This is a genomic window from Xanthobacter tagetidis (assembly GCF_003667445.1).
GTDB lineage: Bacteria > Pseudomonadota > Alphaproteobacteria > Rhizobiales > Xanthobacteraceae > Xanthobacter > Xanthobacter tagetidis.
This window is the reverse complement of sequence record NZ_RCTF01000010.1, coordinates 55,112-70,347: the sequence shown is the minus strand read 5'-3', so window position 1 is coordinate 70,347 and position 15,236 is coordinate 55,112. Positions and strand designations below refer to the sequence as shown.

Below are 15,236 nucleotides of genomic sequence, written 5' to 3'. Positions count from 1 at the left end.
CCATGGCGTTCCGACCCCGCATGACCTCCTCGATCGAGGGCATCACGCTGCGCGACAGCCTGCGCTGGCGGAGCTGGAACGGCGTGGTGGCCGATGTCTGGCACGTGCATTGCGCGGCCGGCGCGCGCGGCAGCTACATCTCGCGCGATGCGCGGCTGTTCGTGGCGCTGGAGCGCGAGGAGGGCCACACCCAGCTCCAGCTTTCGGCCCATGGCGCCGACATCGCCGCCTGCGCGCCGGTACACATGAGCTATGTGCCGGCGGACATGCCGCTCTGGTCGCGCGTGGAGACGGCGGGCGAGCTGCGCCACCTCGATCTGCATTTCGACGTTCCGGCGCTGGAGGCGCGGATCGGCGAGGACCTCGACGGCGAGCGGCTGGCGACGCCGCGCCTCGGCTTCATGGATCCGCGCATCCATGCGCTGGCCGGCATGATCGCGCGCGAATGCCTGGAGCCGGAGGGGCACCACGACCTCTATGGCGACGGCCTCGTTCTGGCGCTGTTCATCGACCTGCTGCAACTGGGACGCAGCGCCGCCGCCAAGCGCACCCCCCTGTCCGAGCGGCAGCTGCGCCGGGTGACGTCCTTCATCGAGGACAACAGCTTGCGCAACATCCGCCTGGAGGAGCTGGCGGCGCTGACCGACCTCTCGCAATCCTATTTCAGCCATGCCTTCAAGGCGTCCACCGGGGTGCCGCCGAGCCAGTGGCACATGCAGGCCCGCATGCGGCGGGTCCAGCGCATGCTGGCGGAGGTCGACCTCCCGCTGCGCGAGATCGCGCTGGCGGCCGGCTTCGCCGACCAGGCCCATTTCACGCGCGTGTTCCGCCGCTTCTGCGGGGAAACGCCGGCCGCATGGCGCCGCGCGCGCCGCGCCTGATTAGCTTTGCGCGCTGTTTCCGCAGGCGCAGGGCTTCATCCTGGTCGGCGTCGAGCCCTGCCCATGGGACGGGGGGCTCGACCTAGATCTCGCCGCGACCATCGCGGCGGCCCGGCATTACCTGGGCTTCTCGTATTTCATCACCAAGGACCTCAAGGCGGCGATCGCCTCGCTCGCATGCCGTAAAGGACGCTCCACGAAACCCCGGCACGGGGCGAGGATAGGCCGCAGTGCACATGCGTGGCGGTAATTTTGCACCGAATTTGTACTGAGGCTCCGGCGATCATTCATCGGTTAGCGAATCAAATTCGATGACTTTCGGGTCGTCCTGGATTTTGATAAACGACCTGTGACTGGACATCATTGGGGCCTGCGCGTGACTGAAGCTATGCCGCAGGCTTTGGCCTGCGGGAAATACGTCATCGTCGAGCCGCAGACGGGCTCCGTGCTCCAGGCCCGGAATGCATCCGAGCCCACCCCCATCGCCAGCATCCAGAAGCTCATGACTGCCTTGCTGGTGATCGAGGCGGGCGATCTCGACCGGCCGGTCGAGATCGTGCCGGACGACATCGCCTGCATGCCCATCCGGGCCGATCTGCGCCCCGGCGGGGCCTATGCGCGCCGCGACCTTCTCGGCGCCATGCTGGTGGGCAGCGCCAACGATGCGGCGCTGGCGCTCGCGCGCGACCATGCGGGCAGCCTGCCGGCCTTCGCCGAGGCGATGACTGCGCGGGCGCGCGCCTTGGGCATGGCCGACAGCACGTTCCGCAACCCCACCGGCCTGCCGCACGAGGGCCAGCAGTCCACCGCGCAAGATGCGGCGCTGCTGTGCGCCGCCGCCGACGCGGTGCCCCTGGTGCGCACGCTCGTGGCGCAGCGGCACTGGCAGGTGAGCCACGGCGCGGGCGACGCCACGCGGCTCGACGCCACCAACCGGCTGCTGCGCACGATGGAGGCCTGCGACGGGATGAAGACCGGCTTCACCCGCGCCTCCGGCGCCTGCCTCGCGGCCACCGGATCGCAGGGGGTGACCCGGCGGCTCGTGGTGGTGCTCGGCAGCACGCCGGACGACATCTGGAAAGACGCCGGCGGGCTGCTCGCCGCCAGCCTCGGCATCGAAAGCACCATTCACGGAGGGGCGCTTGCTGCGCAAGACTGACACCGACGCGGACGCCGACCGTGATGGCGCCGGTGCCCCCGACGGCCTCCGCGACCTCACCCTTGCCGGCATCCGGCCGGACGCCGGTGCCGTGAGCCACGCGGGCGCCGCGCGCGAGCTGGACGATCTGTTCGCCCGCTTCGAGCGCGCCCATCGCGCGCCGCTGCGCGCCTGGGCGCAGGCGCATCTCGCCCCGCGCGGAGCGGTCACGACCGTGTTCTATCCGTTCGGCGGGCCGGACTTCTGCTTGCCCCACGCGCTGTTTCCGCAGGCGCAGGACTTCATCCTGGTCGGCGTCGAGCCCTGCACATGGGACGAGGGGCTCGACCTCGACTTCGCCGCGACGGTCGCGGCGGCGCGGCATTATCTGGGCTTCTCCTATTTCATCACCAAGGACCTCAAGGCGGCGATCGCCTCGCTCGGCGGCGCCGGCGTCCTGCCGCTGCTGCTGATGCAGATCGCCCGCTGCGGGCTCGCGGTGCTCAAGATCGAGCCGCTGGGCGCGCCGGCGCGCGGCATCGTCATCACCTTCGGCGACCCGGCCCGGCCGCAGCGGCTCAGCTATGTCCAGCAGGACCTGCGCGATCACCACTGGCCGGCGGACCACGGCCTGCACGGCCGCCTCGCGGCGGCGGGCGCGCTTGCGGTGTTCGTCAAGAGCGCCAGCTACCTGCTGCACGAGGCGCCGTTCGAGGCGCTCAGGCGCGTGATCCGCGCGCGGGCGGCGCTGGTGGTGCAGGACCCGAGCGGCGTGCCCTACGAGGTGCTGCGGTCCTGGGGCTGGAACGTGGACCTCTTCGGACGCTTCACCCGGGACATCCCCGTGTTCGCCCGCTACGACCAGTCCGCCCTCGCCGCAGCGTATCGCAGCGAGGCCCGCGCGCCGCTCGGCTTCGGCATCGGCTATCTCGTCGATCCCGCCTCCGCCAGCCTGATGGTCGCGGCCCGGCCGGAGGCCCCATGCGCATCCTGATGACCCAGCGCGAGCTGCTCCAGGCGGGCGGCTCGGAGATGGTGGTCGTCGAGGTGGCGCGGACGCTGGCGGAACGCGGCCACGACGTGGTGGTGTTCTGCCCCAAGGTCGGCGACATGGCGCGGATGCTGCTGCCGGCCGGCGCGCGCGTCGTGCGCGAGCTGCGCGACGTGCCGTGGACGCCGGACCTGATCCACGGCCAGCACCATCTGCCGGCCATGGCGGCCATCGCCCGCTTTCCGGGGACGCGCGCCATCTACCACTGCCACGGCACCATGCCCTGGGTGGAGCAGCCGCCGCGGCATGTGCGCATCCTGAAATACGTGATGATGTGCGAGTGGATGGTGGTGCGCGCGCAGGCGGAGTTCGATCTCCCGCCGGAGCGGGTGACGTGCGTGCCGAACTTCGTCAACACCACGCGCTTCTCCGAGGTGCGCCCGCCGCCGGAGGCGATCCGCCGGGCGCTGCTGTTCGGCGGGCCGGCCCTGCCCGATGCGGAATTCAGCCGCCTCAACGGCGCCTGCGCCGCGCTCGGCATCGAACTCGACTGGATCGGCCGCGCCTACCAGAACGTGCAGCCGCGGCCGGAAATCTTCCTCCAGGACTACGACCTGGTGTTCGGCATGGGCAAGAGCGCGCTGGAGGCGATGGCGACCGGATGCGCCGTCATTCCGGTGGTTCCGGGACAGGCCGGCCAGCTCATCACGAGCGAGACCTTCGACCAGTGGGCCCATGCCAATTTCGGCCCGCGCTACTTCACCGCCGCGACGCAGATCAGCACGCTGTGGCTGAAGCAGCAAATCGAGGCCTACCGGCCGGCCGATGTCGCCGCCGTGACGGCGCGGGTGCGCTGGGAGCGGACGCTGGAAGGCGCGGTCGACCGGATCGAGGCGATCTATCGCGAGGTGTCGGCGACGCCCGCCGAGCTGTCGGCGGACACGTCCTTCGCGCCCTATCTGGAGGGGCTCGCCCGGGAGGTCGATGCCCTGTGGCTGGAGCGTGAGGCGGTTCCCGTCCTGCGCAAGCGGGTCGACGACCTGGAGGCGAGGCTGTTCCTGCGGACGCCGCGCCGGCGGCTTCCGCGGCTGCGCAGCCTGGTGCTGCGCGCGCGCTATGGCTGCCAGCGGCTCTGGCGGCGGCTGCGCCCGCTCCGGCAATGAGGCGCCGAGGGTCGTTCCACCGGCCGGCGCAGGATGGGATCCGACATGCGGGTTGATGTGGCGGTCCTCGGGGCGGGCATCGTCGGCGTAAGCACCGCGCTGCACCTGCAGGCGCGCGGCATGGACGTGGTCCTGCTCGACCGGGGGCCGCCGGGGGAGGGGGCAAGCTTCGGCAATGCCGGCCTCATCGAGCGCTCCAGCGTGATCCCCACCGCGTTTCCGCGCCAGGCGCGGGCACTCGCGCGCTACGCCCTCAACCGGGTGCCCTCGGTGCGGTACGATCCGCTCTATCTGCTGCGGAACGCGCCGACGCTGGTCCGCTACTGGCAGCAGTCCTCGCGCGCCAACCTGCGGCTCGCCATCGCGGCGATGCTTCCGCTGATCGAGGCCAGCGTCGACGAGCACAAGGCGCTGATCGCGCAGGCCGGCGCTGCGGACCTCGTGCGGTCGGACGGCTGGATCGGCATCTGGCGCACGCCGCAGACCTTCGCGACCATCGCGCAGGCGGTGCAGCGGCTCGACCGGTTCGGCCTCGCCTACAGCGTGCTCGATGCCGCCGAGATTGCCCGCGTGGAGCCCGCGCTCCGCGTCGGGCCGGGCGGCGCCGCGGGGGGCCTGCATTGGCACGATCCCCTGACCATCACCGATCCGGGCGCGCTGGTGCAGCGCTATGCCGACCTGTTCGTGCGCCGCGGCGGGCGCCTCCTCGTGGGCGATGCGGAGCGCCTGCGCCCCGCGGCCGGGCGGTGGTCGGTCGCGGTCGAGGGGGAGCAGATCGAGGCGCGGCAAGCGGTCATCGCTCTGGGAGCGCAATCATCCCGCCTCGCCGCGCGCTTCGGTCATCGCGTGCCGATCCTCATGAAGCGCGGCTATCACCGCCATTTCGCGATGGGCGACGCCATGCCGACACATGCGGTCGCGGACCAGGAGCAGGGTTTCGTGATGTCGCCCATGGCGCGCGGGCTGCGGCTGACGACCGGGGTCGAGTTCGCGCCGCCCGAGGCGCCGGCGAACCTGCGGCAGATCCGGGCCGCCGAGGTGGCCGCCAGGCAGCTTCTGCCGCTCGGCGCGCCGGTGGAGGCGACGTCCTGGCTCGGCATCCGTCCCTGTCCGCCCGACATGCGGCCGGTGATCGGCCCGGCGCCGGGGGCTGAGGGCTTGTGGTTCAATTTCGGTCACGCGCATCATGGGCTCACCATCGGCCCGGCCACGGGCCGGCTGCTGGCGCAGATGCTGGCGGGAGAGACGCCGTTTGCCGATCCGGCGCCCTATCGCGCCGATCGATTCTAGAGCGCGATCCGATCAGATTTGATCGGCGCGCGCTCGATAGGCTCAAGGCCGGTTCCTGTCGCAGGCGCCGGCAGGCAGGAGAGGGTCGTGACCACCAGAATTCGCCGCCCGGTGCGCCCGTGACCGCCTCGCTCCGCCTGCCCGAGGAGGCGCTATCGGGGTTCTGCGTCCGTGCCCTGATGGCGGGGGGCCTTTCGGAAGCGGATGCGCGCGACGTCGCCGCCGTCCTCGTCTTCGCCGACAAGCGGGGCATCGCCTCGCACGGCTGCGCGACGCTGCCGGGCTATGTGCACCACCTCGCCGCCGGCACCCTCAATCCGCGCCCGGACGTGCACCTGGTCTCCGATGCGCGGGCCTGCGCGGTGATCGACGGGGACGGCGGGCCGGGCGCGGTCACCGCATTGCGGTGCGCGCGTCTGGCGGTGGAGAAGGCGAAGGCCTCCGGTATCGGCTGCGTGGCGGCCCGCAACAGCACCCATTTCGGGGCGGGCGGCTATTACGCGCTGCTGATGGCGCAGGCCGGCATGATCGGCGAGGTCATCAGCACCGCGCCGCCGGTGATGGCGCCCACCGGCGGACAGGGGCGTGTGCTGGGCAACAATCCCTACGCGGTGGCCGTGCCGACGCGCGACGATCCTGCTTTGGTGTTCGACATGGCGACCAGCGTCGCCGCGGGACGCAAGGTGATCGGATCGGCCGCGGCAGGACAGCCGGTCCCAGACGGCTGGCTGCTTGATGCGCTCGGGAACCCCTCCACGGACCCCGGTGACTTCCTGCGCGGCGGGGCGCTCCTGCCGTTCGGCGGCCACAAGGGCTTCGGTCTCGCTTTGGTCTTCGAGGTCTTCGCCGGCATCCTGACGGGAACCGGCCCGGACGGGGAAGCGATGGGCAAAGCGACAGGGGCCGCGCCCGGGCAAGGCGGGACGGGGCACATCTTCCGGGCCACCGACGTCGCCGCATTCATGCCGCTCGACGCCTTCCATGACCGGATGGCGGGCCTGCGCGGGCGGATGAAGGCCGCCAACCGGCCGGGCGCAGCAGCAGGGGTCATCCTCCCCGGCGAACGTGCTCACGCGGAGGCGGAGAGGTCGGATCGCCTGGGCGTCCCCCTCGCGCAGGAAACGCTCGACGCCTTGACCGGGATGGCGTCGGCGCTGGGCATCGCGCCACCCGGGGCCGGCGCGATCTGAAACACGGCCGGCGGTGAGCCGGCTCGCTCCGGCGATCTCCGCGCGGTGCGTCAGGCCGGGGCGGCGGCGAGCCGGCCGCGGGCGTATGGGACCAGGCCGCCGGCCGCGACGATCGCCATCACCGTCGGCGGCAGGCTCTCGCCCCTGAACACATGTCCGCCGCAGGTCACCGTGCCAGCGCCAAGGTCCACGGCCGCTGTGGCACCATCCTGCGCCACCGCCGCGAAGGCGGGACAGACCAGCACCGGCAGGCCGATATTGATCGCGTTGCGATAGAAGATGCGTGCGAAGCTCTCCGCGATCACCGCATGGATGCCGCAGGCCTTGAGCGCTATGGGGGCATGCTCGCGCGACGAACCGCAACCGAAGTTCCGGCCCGCGACGATCAGATCTCCTGCGCGGATGCGGCCCGCGAAGGCGGGATCGATCCCCTCAAGGCAGTGCGGGCCAAGCTCCGCCGGGTCGGTGATGGAGAGATAGCGGCCGGGCAGGATCACATCGGTGTCGATATGGTCCCCGAGCTTGTGGATGCGCCGTTCCATGGCCGCTCTCCTACGATTGTGCAGGCGTGGCGAAGGCGCCGGGATGCGCGATCTCGCCCGCCACCGCGGCGGCCGCCGCCACCCAGGCATTGGCAAGAAACACGCGGGAATCGGGATCGCCCATGCGGCCACGGAAATTCCGGTTGGTGGTGGCGATCGCGGTCTCGCCCTTGGCGAGAATGCCGTTGTGCCCGCCGAAGCACGCCCCGCACGTGGGTGCGGAGATGGTCGCTCCCGCCTGCGAGATGACGTCGAGCAGGCCCTCGCGCATGGCGTCGCGGTAAATCGCCTGGGTCGCCGGAACCACGAACATGCGCACATTCGGCGCAACCTGGCGGCCCCGCAGCACAGCCGCGACCTGGCGCAGGTCGGTCAGCGTGCCGTTGGCGCAGTTGCCCACATAGACCTGATGCACCGGCGTGCCGAGCAGCGCCGAGACCGGCAGGCCGTTGGCAGGCGACGGCGGCGCAGCGATCGTGGGTTCGAGCGTCGAGAGATCGAGGGCGATGTGCGCCACATAGGCCGCCTCGGCGTCGGGATAGGTGGCGGTGAAGTCGTGCGCCCCGTGGGCGCGCGCATAGGCCTCGACCGCGGCGTCCGGCTCCATCACGCAGGTCTCGGCGCCGGCCTCCACCGCCATGTTGGCGACCGCCATGCGCTCGTCCACATTCAGGGCGCCAAGGCCCGGCCCGCCGAACTCCAGCGCGGCATTCAACGCACCGTCCACGCCGATGCGGCGGATGATCTCCAGGATCACGTCCTTGCCGGAGACATAGACCGGCAGCGCTCCGGTGAGGTCGACGCGGATGGCGTCCGGGACCCGCGCCCACAGGCTGCCGAGCGCCAAAGCGGCGGCCAGGTCGGTGGAGCCGAAGCCGATGCCGGAGGCATTCAGCGCGCCGGCCGTGCAGGTGTGCGAATCCGCGCCGAACACCAGCGCGCCGGGATAGACCCGCCCGGTCTCGGCGAGCACCGCGTGCTCGATGCCGCCATTGCCCGTGTGGTAGTAGCTCTTGATGCCGTAGGTCTCGCCGAAGCTGCGCAGGCGGCGGATCAGTTCCGCGCTCTGCACGTCCTTGGCCGGCGAGAAATGGTCCGCCACGAGCACTACCTTGTCGGGGTCGAACACCCGCGTCGCGCCCATCTCGGCGAAGGGGCCGGCGGCCACGGGGCCGCTCACGTCGTTGAGCAGAACCACGTCCGGCTGCAGCTCGACGATCTCGCCCGCGCGTGCCCGGCCGTCGGCCGTGTGGCGTGCAAATATCTTCTCGGTCATCGTCGCGCCCATGGCCCGCTCCTCTAGTGCGCGCCGTGGGTGGGGCAGGGCAGGACGTCGATGCCGAGCAGCCGGGCGGGATTGTCGCGCATCATCTTGCGCACGTCCTCGAACGGCATGCCGAGGTCGAGGAAGGTGCCGGCGAGCATGCGCAGCGTCTCGGACGCGGGTGGCGACCATTCGAAGAAATAGTCGGTGGTGATGATTGCCCGGTCCGGGCTGATCTCCGAGACGATCTCCATCGCCGTCTTGGGCGAGATCCGCTGGAACTGAGGCAGCATGCCCAGGGTGCAGAACTCGCACACGGCATCGAGCGCCACCATGTCGCGGATTTCCTCGCGCGAGGCGGCGACGGAGTTGCTGTCGGGATGCGAGAAGACCACGGAACCGATCCCGTAGTCCTTCGCCTTCTGCGCCACCGCGATGCTCTCCTTCGGCGAGATGTGGGCCGTGCAGACCAGCATCCGGTGTTCGGCCGCCACGGCGAGGCATTCGCACACCTCGGGCAGGACCTTGCCGCCGGCGTCGGTGGCCCGCATGCCGGGCTCGCAGCGCAGGTTTCCGGCGCGGGGAAGGACATGGCCGAGATGACGCGACATGCCGCCCCGTTCGCGATCATGGGCTGCGCCCCAGGTGGGGAAGAACAGCACCTTGGCGCCCTGGCGGGCGGCGGTTTCCACCGCCAGCGGACTGAACCCTCCGGCGATGGGGTTCATGGTGATGGAGGCGTGCACGTCGATGCCGGGCACCAGCCGCCGCAGGTGGTAGGCGCGCCCCACGGTCGGCCACATGTGGGACTTGAGCACGATGCCGGCCATGCCCGCCGCGCGGGCGATGGCAAGCTCGTCCCAGTCCTCGTTGCGCGTCTTGTGATCGAACGCGATCTCGGGATAGCCGTGATGGTGCAGGTCGATGGCGCCGCGCACCAGTTCGTCGGCCGGGGTCGGCCCGCCGGGCGGGAAGGGGTAGAAGATATCGTTCATCGCGCGGCCCTCTTCAGAATATCCGCCTCGAATGCGCGCACCTCCGGCAGGCCGAGGGCGGCGTTGGTCTCTTCCAGGCTCGCCATGCGGTTGATCCAGGCGCGCGAATCCCCGCTGGTGCGCAGATCGGCGAGGAAGTCCGCCACCTGGCGGACGGTGATGCGCACAGTGGAGCTCGGGAAGATCACCAGCGAGAAGCCCATGGCCTCCAGCTCCGCGGCCGACGAGATGGGCGTCTTGCCGCTCTCCGACATGTTCACCATCAGCGGGCCGTCGAGCTCGCGCGTGATGAGCGCGAGTTCCTCGTTGGATTGAGGGCCGTCGACAAACAGCACGTCGGCGCCGACGTCGCGGAACTTGCGGCAGCGCTCCAGCGCCACCTCGATCCCGTACGGCCCGCGCGCGTCGGTGCGGGCGATCACCACGGTGTCGGAACGGCGGGCGCTCACGGCGGCGTCGATCTTGCGCAGCGCCACGTCCTCGGGCTCGACGATCTTGTCGTCCATGTGCCCGCATCTCTTGGGCCACGCCTGATCCTCGATCTGCACGGCCGCGACGCCGAGCGCCTCCAGGCCGCGCACCGTGCGCACCACGTTGGCGACATCGCCGTAGCCCGTATCGCAATCGACGATCAGGGGAATGTCCGTCACCTGGCGGGCGGCGCGCACCAGCTCGGAGCTCTCGCCATAGGCCACGAGGCCGATGTCGGGCACGCCATAGCGCGACGCCGCCGCGGCATAGCCGCTCACATAGGCGGCCTCGAAGCCGGCCCGCTCGATGAGCTTCAGCTCCAGCGGCGAGCCGCCGCCGGGCACCACCAGGATTTCGGGACGCGCGAGGCGTGCGCGCAGCATTGCGGCGGGGCCGGTCATATGAGCTCCTTGCGCGGCCGCCATGCAGCCGCCTTGCGTTCGACGCAGCCGATCAGGAAGTCGAGGAAGCCCGTGAGGCACAGCACCAGGATGATGCCGAAATAGACCTCGGGCGTCTGGAACATGGATCGGTACTGGGTGATGAGGAAGCCGAGCCCCGCCGTGGAGGCGAGCATCTCGGCCACGACCACCCCGATCGTCACCAGTGAGCCGGCGATGCGCAGGCCGGAGAGGATCGAGGGAAAGGCGGCGGGAACGAGCACCTGGAACAGGATTTGCGCGCGCGTGGCGCCCATGGAGCGCGCAGCCCGCACGAAGGCCGGGTCGACGGTCCGGACGCCGGCGGCGGTGGCCAGGATCATCGGGAACATGCCGTAGATGCCGGCGAAGATGACCTTCGATTCCATGCCGATGCCGATCCATGCCGTCAGCAGCGGGTAGGCGACGATGAACGGCACCGCGTAGATCGAGGACACCAGCGGCAGCACGGCGCCGCGCAGCGGCTTCACGGAACCCAGCACCAGGCCGAGGATGCCACCCACGCCGTAGGCGAAGACCAGTGCGAACGCGATCTCGACCATGGTGACGCCCATCGCCTCGGCAAAGGTGCCGGCAGAGGCGACGCCGCTCTCCAGCACCGTCGAGAGTGGCGCAACGAGGACAGGCGGCACGAGTTCGAGGCGCGGCAACACCTCCCACGCCAACAGGAGGGCGGCAAGGGTGAGCAGGCCAAGGGCGCGCGGCGGAAGCCAGGGTCCGCGCCTGATGCGCGGCGCCGATGCGGCGCTCGGGGAAACGGCGGTTGCGGGCATGGTCACGTGGTCCGGATCGAGCGCCAGATGCGCTCGCGCAGGTGTCCGAATGTCTCGGTCGCCATCATCTCGTAGGTGCGCGGGCGCTCGAGCGGGATCGTCACGCGGTCGATGATGCGACCCGGCCGATGGCTCATCACCAGGACCTCGTCGCACAGATAGACCGCCTCGGTGAGCGAATGCGTGACGAAGATCACGGTCTTCTGGTGGCGGGTCCAGATCTTCAGCAGTTCGTCGCCGAGCGTGAGGCGGGTCTGCTCGTCGAGCGCGGCGAAGGGCTCGTCCATCAGCAGGATCTTCGGATCCTGGCTGAAGCCGCGGGCTATGGAGACGCGCTGGCGCATGCCGCCGGAAAGCTCGTGCGGCAGCCGGTCTCGAAAGTCGGCGAGCCCCACCAGCTCCAGCAGCTCCAGGGCCCGGTCCCGGCGCTCGGCCCTGGCCGTGCCGCGCAGCTTCAGCGGAAACTCGACATTCTCAAGCGCGGTCTTCCAGGGCAGCAGGCTCGCCTCCTGGAACACGACGCCCACGTCCGCGGGGCGCGGCGCGGTCAGGGCATGCTCGCGCACCACGATGCGGCCCTCGCTCGGCTGGAGCAGGCCGGCAAGCATCAGCAGCAGCGAGGACTTGCCGCAACCCGACGGGCCGACGATGCCGACGAACTTGCCCTGCGGGACCTCGAAATCGATGTCGTCCAGGGCTTTGACCGCGCCGTTCGCGGTCTCGTAGACATGGGTGAGGTGCTCGACCGCCACGTCCGGGGGGCCGGCCGGGGCCGGGGCGGGGGCATTGGCTACTGCCGCCATTTTCCGACTCGCAGTTCGTACCATCTCAGGCTCTCGTTGATGGCGATGCACAGCAAAGCGGTGATCAGGATCCCGCCGATGAGGTTGGCGATCTCGAAGTTGCGACCCCATTCGGCCACCAGGGCGCCGATGCCCGCGCGGGACACCGACATCTCCGCGAAGATCACGCCGGTGATGTTGAAGATCACGCCGAGACGCATGCCCTCGATGACGATGGGCAGCATCGCCGGCCAGTAGATCTCCCGGTAGATCTGCCAGCGCGTCGCCCCGCTCACCTTGGCGAGCCGCACCAGCTCGGGGGCGACCGATGAGGCGGCCGTCATGGTGGCGATGACCAGCACGAACACCGCCTGGAAGACGCCGAACGCGACCTTCTGGGAGATGCCGATGCCGAAGATCAGGATGAAGATCGGCAGGAAGATCGACTTGGGCACGCCGGTCAGGAAGAAGAAGAACGGCCGGTAGGCCGCCCCGAGATAGGGGCTCTCGGCCAGGACGAGGCCGATGAGGACGCCGATGGGGGCGACGATGGCGCTCGCCAGCACCACCTCCAGTGCCGTGACGCCGAGATTCTCCAGGAAGCGGGCGGAGACCAGCATCCTCCCCATCTGCGTCGCGACCTCCGAAAAGGGCGGCAGCAGCATGGCGTTCACCGCGCCCGAGCGGGAGGCGATCTCCCAGCCGGTCAGGATCGCGGCCAGGATCGCGATCTGGACGGCAAGATAGCTTGCGCGCTGGGTCATGAGGAGGATCCTCGGCTGTATGGCTGGCGCGGTCTCGCGGCCCGATGGCCGACCGGCGCGCCGTGCGGCCGGTCGGCGCACGCCCCTCAGGGCGAGATGGTCTGGACCGGGACGAACTTGTCGGTGAACAGGCTCTTCGGGTCGGGCATCTTGACGTTGCCCGCGAGGGAACCGAGTTCGAGCGAGGCCGCGACGTCCGCCTCCTTCAGCGTGCCGGTGGAGGACAGGCCCATGATGGTCTGCTTGAACTCCTCCTTGGCGATGTCGGGCGCCAGCTGCGCCTGCTCTTCCAGGAGCTTGAGCGTCCAGTCCGGATTGTCCTGCATGTACTTGATGGCGCTGTAGAGGGCGACGAGGGCGCGCCTGAGCGCCTCGGGCTTCTTGTTGATCACCTCGTCGGACGCGATCCACACGTCGGGCAGGTTGGCGCTCATGGCGCTGCCGAGATCCACCAGGATGCGCGCCTGGCCGCCGAGGGCGAGGCGATAGGTGAGCGGCGGATAGGTGGAGATGGCCTCCACGTTGCCGGCGAGCAGGCCGGGGACCAGTCCGCCGCCGCCGAGCGGCACGCGGGTGATGGCGCCGCCCGCCTGCTTGGCCGCCCACAGGGCGAAGAAGTCGGTGGTGGCGCCGTTGGTGGTCACGCCCACCTTCTTGCCCACCAGCTGCTTGATGTCGGTGATCGGGGAATCCTTGGCCACCATGATCGCCCAGCCGCGCGGGGTGGTGGTGCTGGCGCCGACGATGGTCGCCTTCACGCCGCGCGCCTTGGCGAGGGCGAGTCCGGGCGGGAAGTAGTTGATGAGATCAGCCTCGCCGGCCGCCAGTCCTTCCATGGACTGCGCGCCGCCGGCGAAGTTCGTGAACTGCATCTTGACGCCCGCCTTCTCGAACAGGCCGAGCTTCTCCGCCGCCTTCACCGGAAGGACGGGGCCGTAATTCGCTGTACCGCCGATGCGGATCACATCCTGCGCCTGGGCGGCGCCAAGGAGCGCGGCCGACATGGCGGCAGCCAGAAGGGCGCGATGAAACATCATGGTGGACCTCCCCTATCGCTCTTGTTTGTTTTCGATCTCACGCCGTTCAGCGCGGACGGTTTATGCAAACGCTTGCGCAGATTTTTGTCAACGCTCCAAACAGAAAAATTCTCGTCATCAGGCGCCAATCGTGCATACGCTAACCCTATCGAATGCGGGCCGGAGTCGAAGGTGATGGCGAGGGAGCAGGCAGGCCGGCGGCCGACTGTCGAAACCATTTCGGCGGAAGCGGGCGTGTCGGTCTCGACGGTCTCGCGGGCCCTGAGGAACGACCCGCGCATCTCCGCGGAACGGCGCGAAGCGATCGCGGCAATCGCGCAGCGGCTCGGCTATACACCGCATGCCAATGCCCGCGCCCTGGTCACGCGCCGCACCGGCATCGTCGGGTTCGTGACCGGCAGCCGCAGCAACCCCTTCTATCCCCAGCTTCTGGAGACGCTGGTGGAGCGTGCGCGGCTCCGCGCGCTCCGCATCATGCCGCTGCACATGAGCCGCGACCCGCTGTCGGAGAGTTCGATCCAGGCGCTGCTGCAATACCAGATGGACGGCTGCATCATCACCTCGGCGGAGCTGTCCTCGCGGGCGGCGGACATCTGCCAGGCGAACGAGGTGCCGCTCGTGATGGTCAACCGCGTGCCGCGGCTGCATGGCTGCGCGGTTTCCTGCAACAACTTCGCCGGCGGCGAGATGATCGGCGCGTTCCTGGCCGCGGGCGGGCACAGGCGCATCGCCATCGTGCTGGGCACGCCCAACGCCTCCACGAGCTCGGAACGCGAGGCCGGCGCGAGCCAGGCGGCGGCGCGGGCCGGCCTGGAAATCCTGGCGCGGGTCGCCGGGCACTCCACCTATGCCGGCGGCTTCGAGGCGGCGTCGGTCCTTTGGTCCCTTCCCGAGCGGCCCGACGCCATCTTCTGCGTCAACGACATCATGGCGTTCGGCATGATGGACGGATTGCGGCGCCTCGGCGTGCGGATCCCTGAGGACGTCTCCGTGGTCGGCTTCGACGACGTGGATCAGGCCTCCTGGGGCGCCTACGACCTCACAACCGTCGCCCAGCCGGTGGGGGACATGGTCGACCGCGCGCTGGACATGCTCGACATGCGCATAAGGCGGCCGGGCCTCGCGCCCGAGATCGCCTATCTCGGCGGCCTGCTCAAGGTGCGCTCATCCGCCCGCAGCGCGCCCGCTTGAGCACAGGTCACGGGCTGGAGAACGGGGGTGCCTGCGGGGGGGGGGGGCACAAGACGCCTGCGAATCCCGCGCCGTCCTGTGCCGGGCCAGCCGCCGAGAGCCCGCATCTTCTGCTGTCCGCCAAATCGGAAGGCGAGGCGCAGAGCTTCCCCCCGGATGACGCACGGCGGCCAGCGGTGCGTGGCGCTGCGCCGGCCGCCTTCTCGCAATTTTGCCGGACGCATCTTGTCAGACAATACGCATGACGTTACGGAAGATCACTCTTTCTGCCCGGCGGATTGTCTCACCTCTGCCCGCACCGGAGCGTTCTCCGGAAGGTGGCGT

At 69.9% G+C, this 15,236-nt stretch carries 15 protein-coding genes; 7 read left to right on the top strand and 8 right to left on the bottom strand.

Annotation, left to right across the window (positions count from 1 at the left end; genetic code table 11):
* Nucleotides 1-2: 2 nt before the first annotated feature.
* From D9R14_RS13315 to D9R14_RS13295, 6 genes are all read left to right on the top strand, one after another.
* Nucleotides 3-881: a helix-turn-helix transcriptional regulator gene (locus D9R14_RS13315; RefSeq protein WP_184759442.1), complete on the top strand. Its 879-nt coding sequence runs from the start codon at nucleotides 3-5 to the stop codon at nucleotides 879-881.
* 376 nt (nucleotides 882-1,257) lie between these two features.
* A complete protein-coding gene (locus D9R14_RS13310; RefSeq protein WP_147453028.1) occupies nucleotides 1,258-2,040 on the top strand; it encodes a D-alanyl-D-alanine carboxypeptidase family protein in 783 nt (260 codons plus the stop codon).
* Entirely contained in the window at nucleotides 2,024-3,013 is a 990-nt protein-coding gene (locus D9R14_RS23140) for a hypothetical protein (protein ID WP_170168612.1), read from the top strand. Before D9R14_RS13310 ends, D9R14_RS23140 begins: the two co-directional genes overlap by 17 nt.
* Complete coding sequence (locus tag D9R14_RS23135) at nucleotides 3,001-4,173, top strand: glycosyltransferase (RefSeq protein WP_170168611.1); 1,173 nt, start codon at nucleotides 3,001-3,003, stop codon at nucleotides 4,171-4,173. The genes D9R14_RS23140 and D9R14_RS23135 overlap by 13 nt, the downstream gene beginning before the upstream one ends.
* A gap of 45 nt (nucleotides 4,174-4,218) precedes the next feature.
* Nucleotides 4,219-5,463, top strand: coding sequence for an NAD(P)/FAD-dependent oxidoreductase (locus D9R14_RS13300; RefSeq protein ID WP_121623919.1), 1,245 nt, complete (start codon nucleotides 4,219-4,221; stop codon nucleotides 5,461-5,463).
* A 119-nt stretch (nucleotides 5,464-5,582) separates the two neighbouring features.
* Nucleotides 5,583-6,653, top strand: a complete 1,071-nt coding sequence (locus tag D9R14_RS13295) for an Ldh family oxidoreductase (protein WP_147453026.1) — start codon at nucleotides 5,583-5,585, stop codon at nucleotides 6,651-6,653.
* Nucleotides 6,654-6,703: 50 nt separating this feature from the next.
* Here the strand turns inward: D9R14_RS13295 and D9R14_RS13290 are convergent, their stop codons facing one another.
* The 8 genes from D9R14_RS13290 to D9R14_RS13255 form a co-directional block, all read right to left on the bottom strand.
* Complete coding sequence (locus tag D9R14_RS13290) at nucleotides 6,704-7,195, bottom strand: 3-isopropylmalate dehydratase small subunit (protein WP_121623817.1); 492 nt, start codon at nucleotides 7,193-7,195, stop codon at nucleotides 6,704-6,706.
* Nucleotides 7,196-7,205: 10 nt separating this feature from the next.
* Entirely contained in the window at nucleotides 7,206-8,483 is a 1,278-nt protein-coding gene (locus tag D9R14_RS13285) for a 3-isopropylmalate dehydratase large subunit (protein WP_121623816.1), read from the bottom strand.
* An 11-nt stretch (nucleotides 8,484-8,494) separates the two neighbouring features.
* Nucleotides 8,495-9,454 carry a DUF6282 family protein gene (locus D9R14_RS13280; protein WP_121623815.1) on the bottom strand — a complete coding sequence of 320 codons (960 nt, stop codon included), beginning with the start codon at nucleotides 9,452-9,454 and terminating at the stop codon, nucleotides 8,495-8,497.
* Entirely contained in the window at nucleotides 9,451-10,326 is an 876-nt protein-coding gene (locus D9R14_RS13275) for an isocitrate lyase/PEP mutase family protein (protein ID WP_170168610.1), read from the bottom strand. The genes D9R14_RS13280 and D9R14_RS13275 overlap by 4 nt, the downstream gene beginning before the upstream one ends.
* Complete coding sequence (locus tag D9R14_RS13270; protein WP_170168609.1) at nucleotides 10,323-11,015, bottom strand: ABC transporter permease; 693 nt, start codon at nucleotides 11,013-11,015, stop codon at nucleotides 10,323-10,325. Before D9R14_RS13270 ends, D9R14_RS13275 begins: the two co-directional genes overlap by 4 nt.
* Before the next feature lie 125 nt (nucleotides 11,016-11,140).
* Nucleotides 11,141-11,941 carry an ABC transporter ATP-binding protein gene (locus tag D9R14_RS13265; RefSeq protein WP_245420798.1) on the bottom strand — a complete coding sequence of 267 codons (801 nt, stop codon included), beginning with the start codon at nucleotides 11,939-11,941 and terminating at the stop codon, nucleotides 11,141-11,143.
* Nucleotides 11,929-12,684, bottom strand: coding sequence for an ABC transporter permease (locus D9R14_RS13260; protein WP_121623811.1), 756 nt, complete (start codon nucleotides 12,682-12,684; stop codon nucleotides 11,929-11,931). The genes D9R14_RS13265 and D9R14_RS13260 overlap by 13 nt, the downstream gene beginning before the upstream one ends.
* 86 nt (nucleotides 12,685-12,770) lie before the next feature.
* On the bottom strand, nucleotides 12,771-13,721 hold the full coding sequence (locus D9R14_RS13255; RefSeq protein WP_121623810.1) for an ABC transporter substrate-binding protein: 951 nt from the start codon (nucleotides 13,719-13,721) through the stop codon (nucleotides 12,771-12,773).
* On the opposite strand from D9R14_RS13255, the gene D9R14_RS13250 reads away from it, so the two are divergent.
* Nucleotides 13,710-14,912: a LacI family DNA-binding transcriptional regulator gene (locus D9R14_RS13250; protein WP_121623809.1), complete on the top strand. Its 1,203-nt coding sequence runs from the start codon at nucleotides 13,710-13,712 to the stop codon at nucleotides 14,910-14,912. The genes D9R14_RS13255 and D9R14_RS13250 overlap by 12 nt on opposite strands.
* The last annotated feature ends 324 nt before the right edge of the window (nucleotides 14,913-15,236 follow it).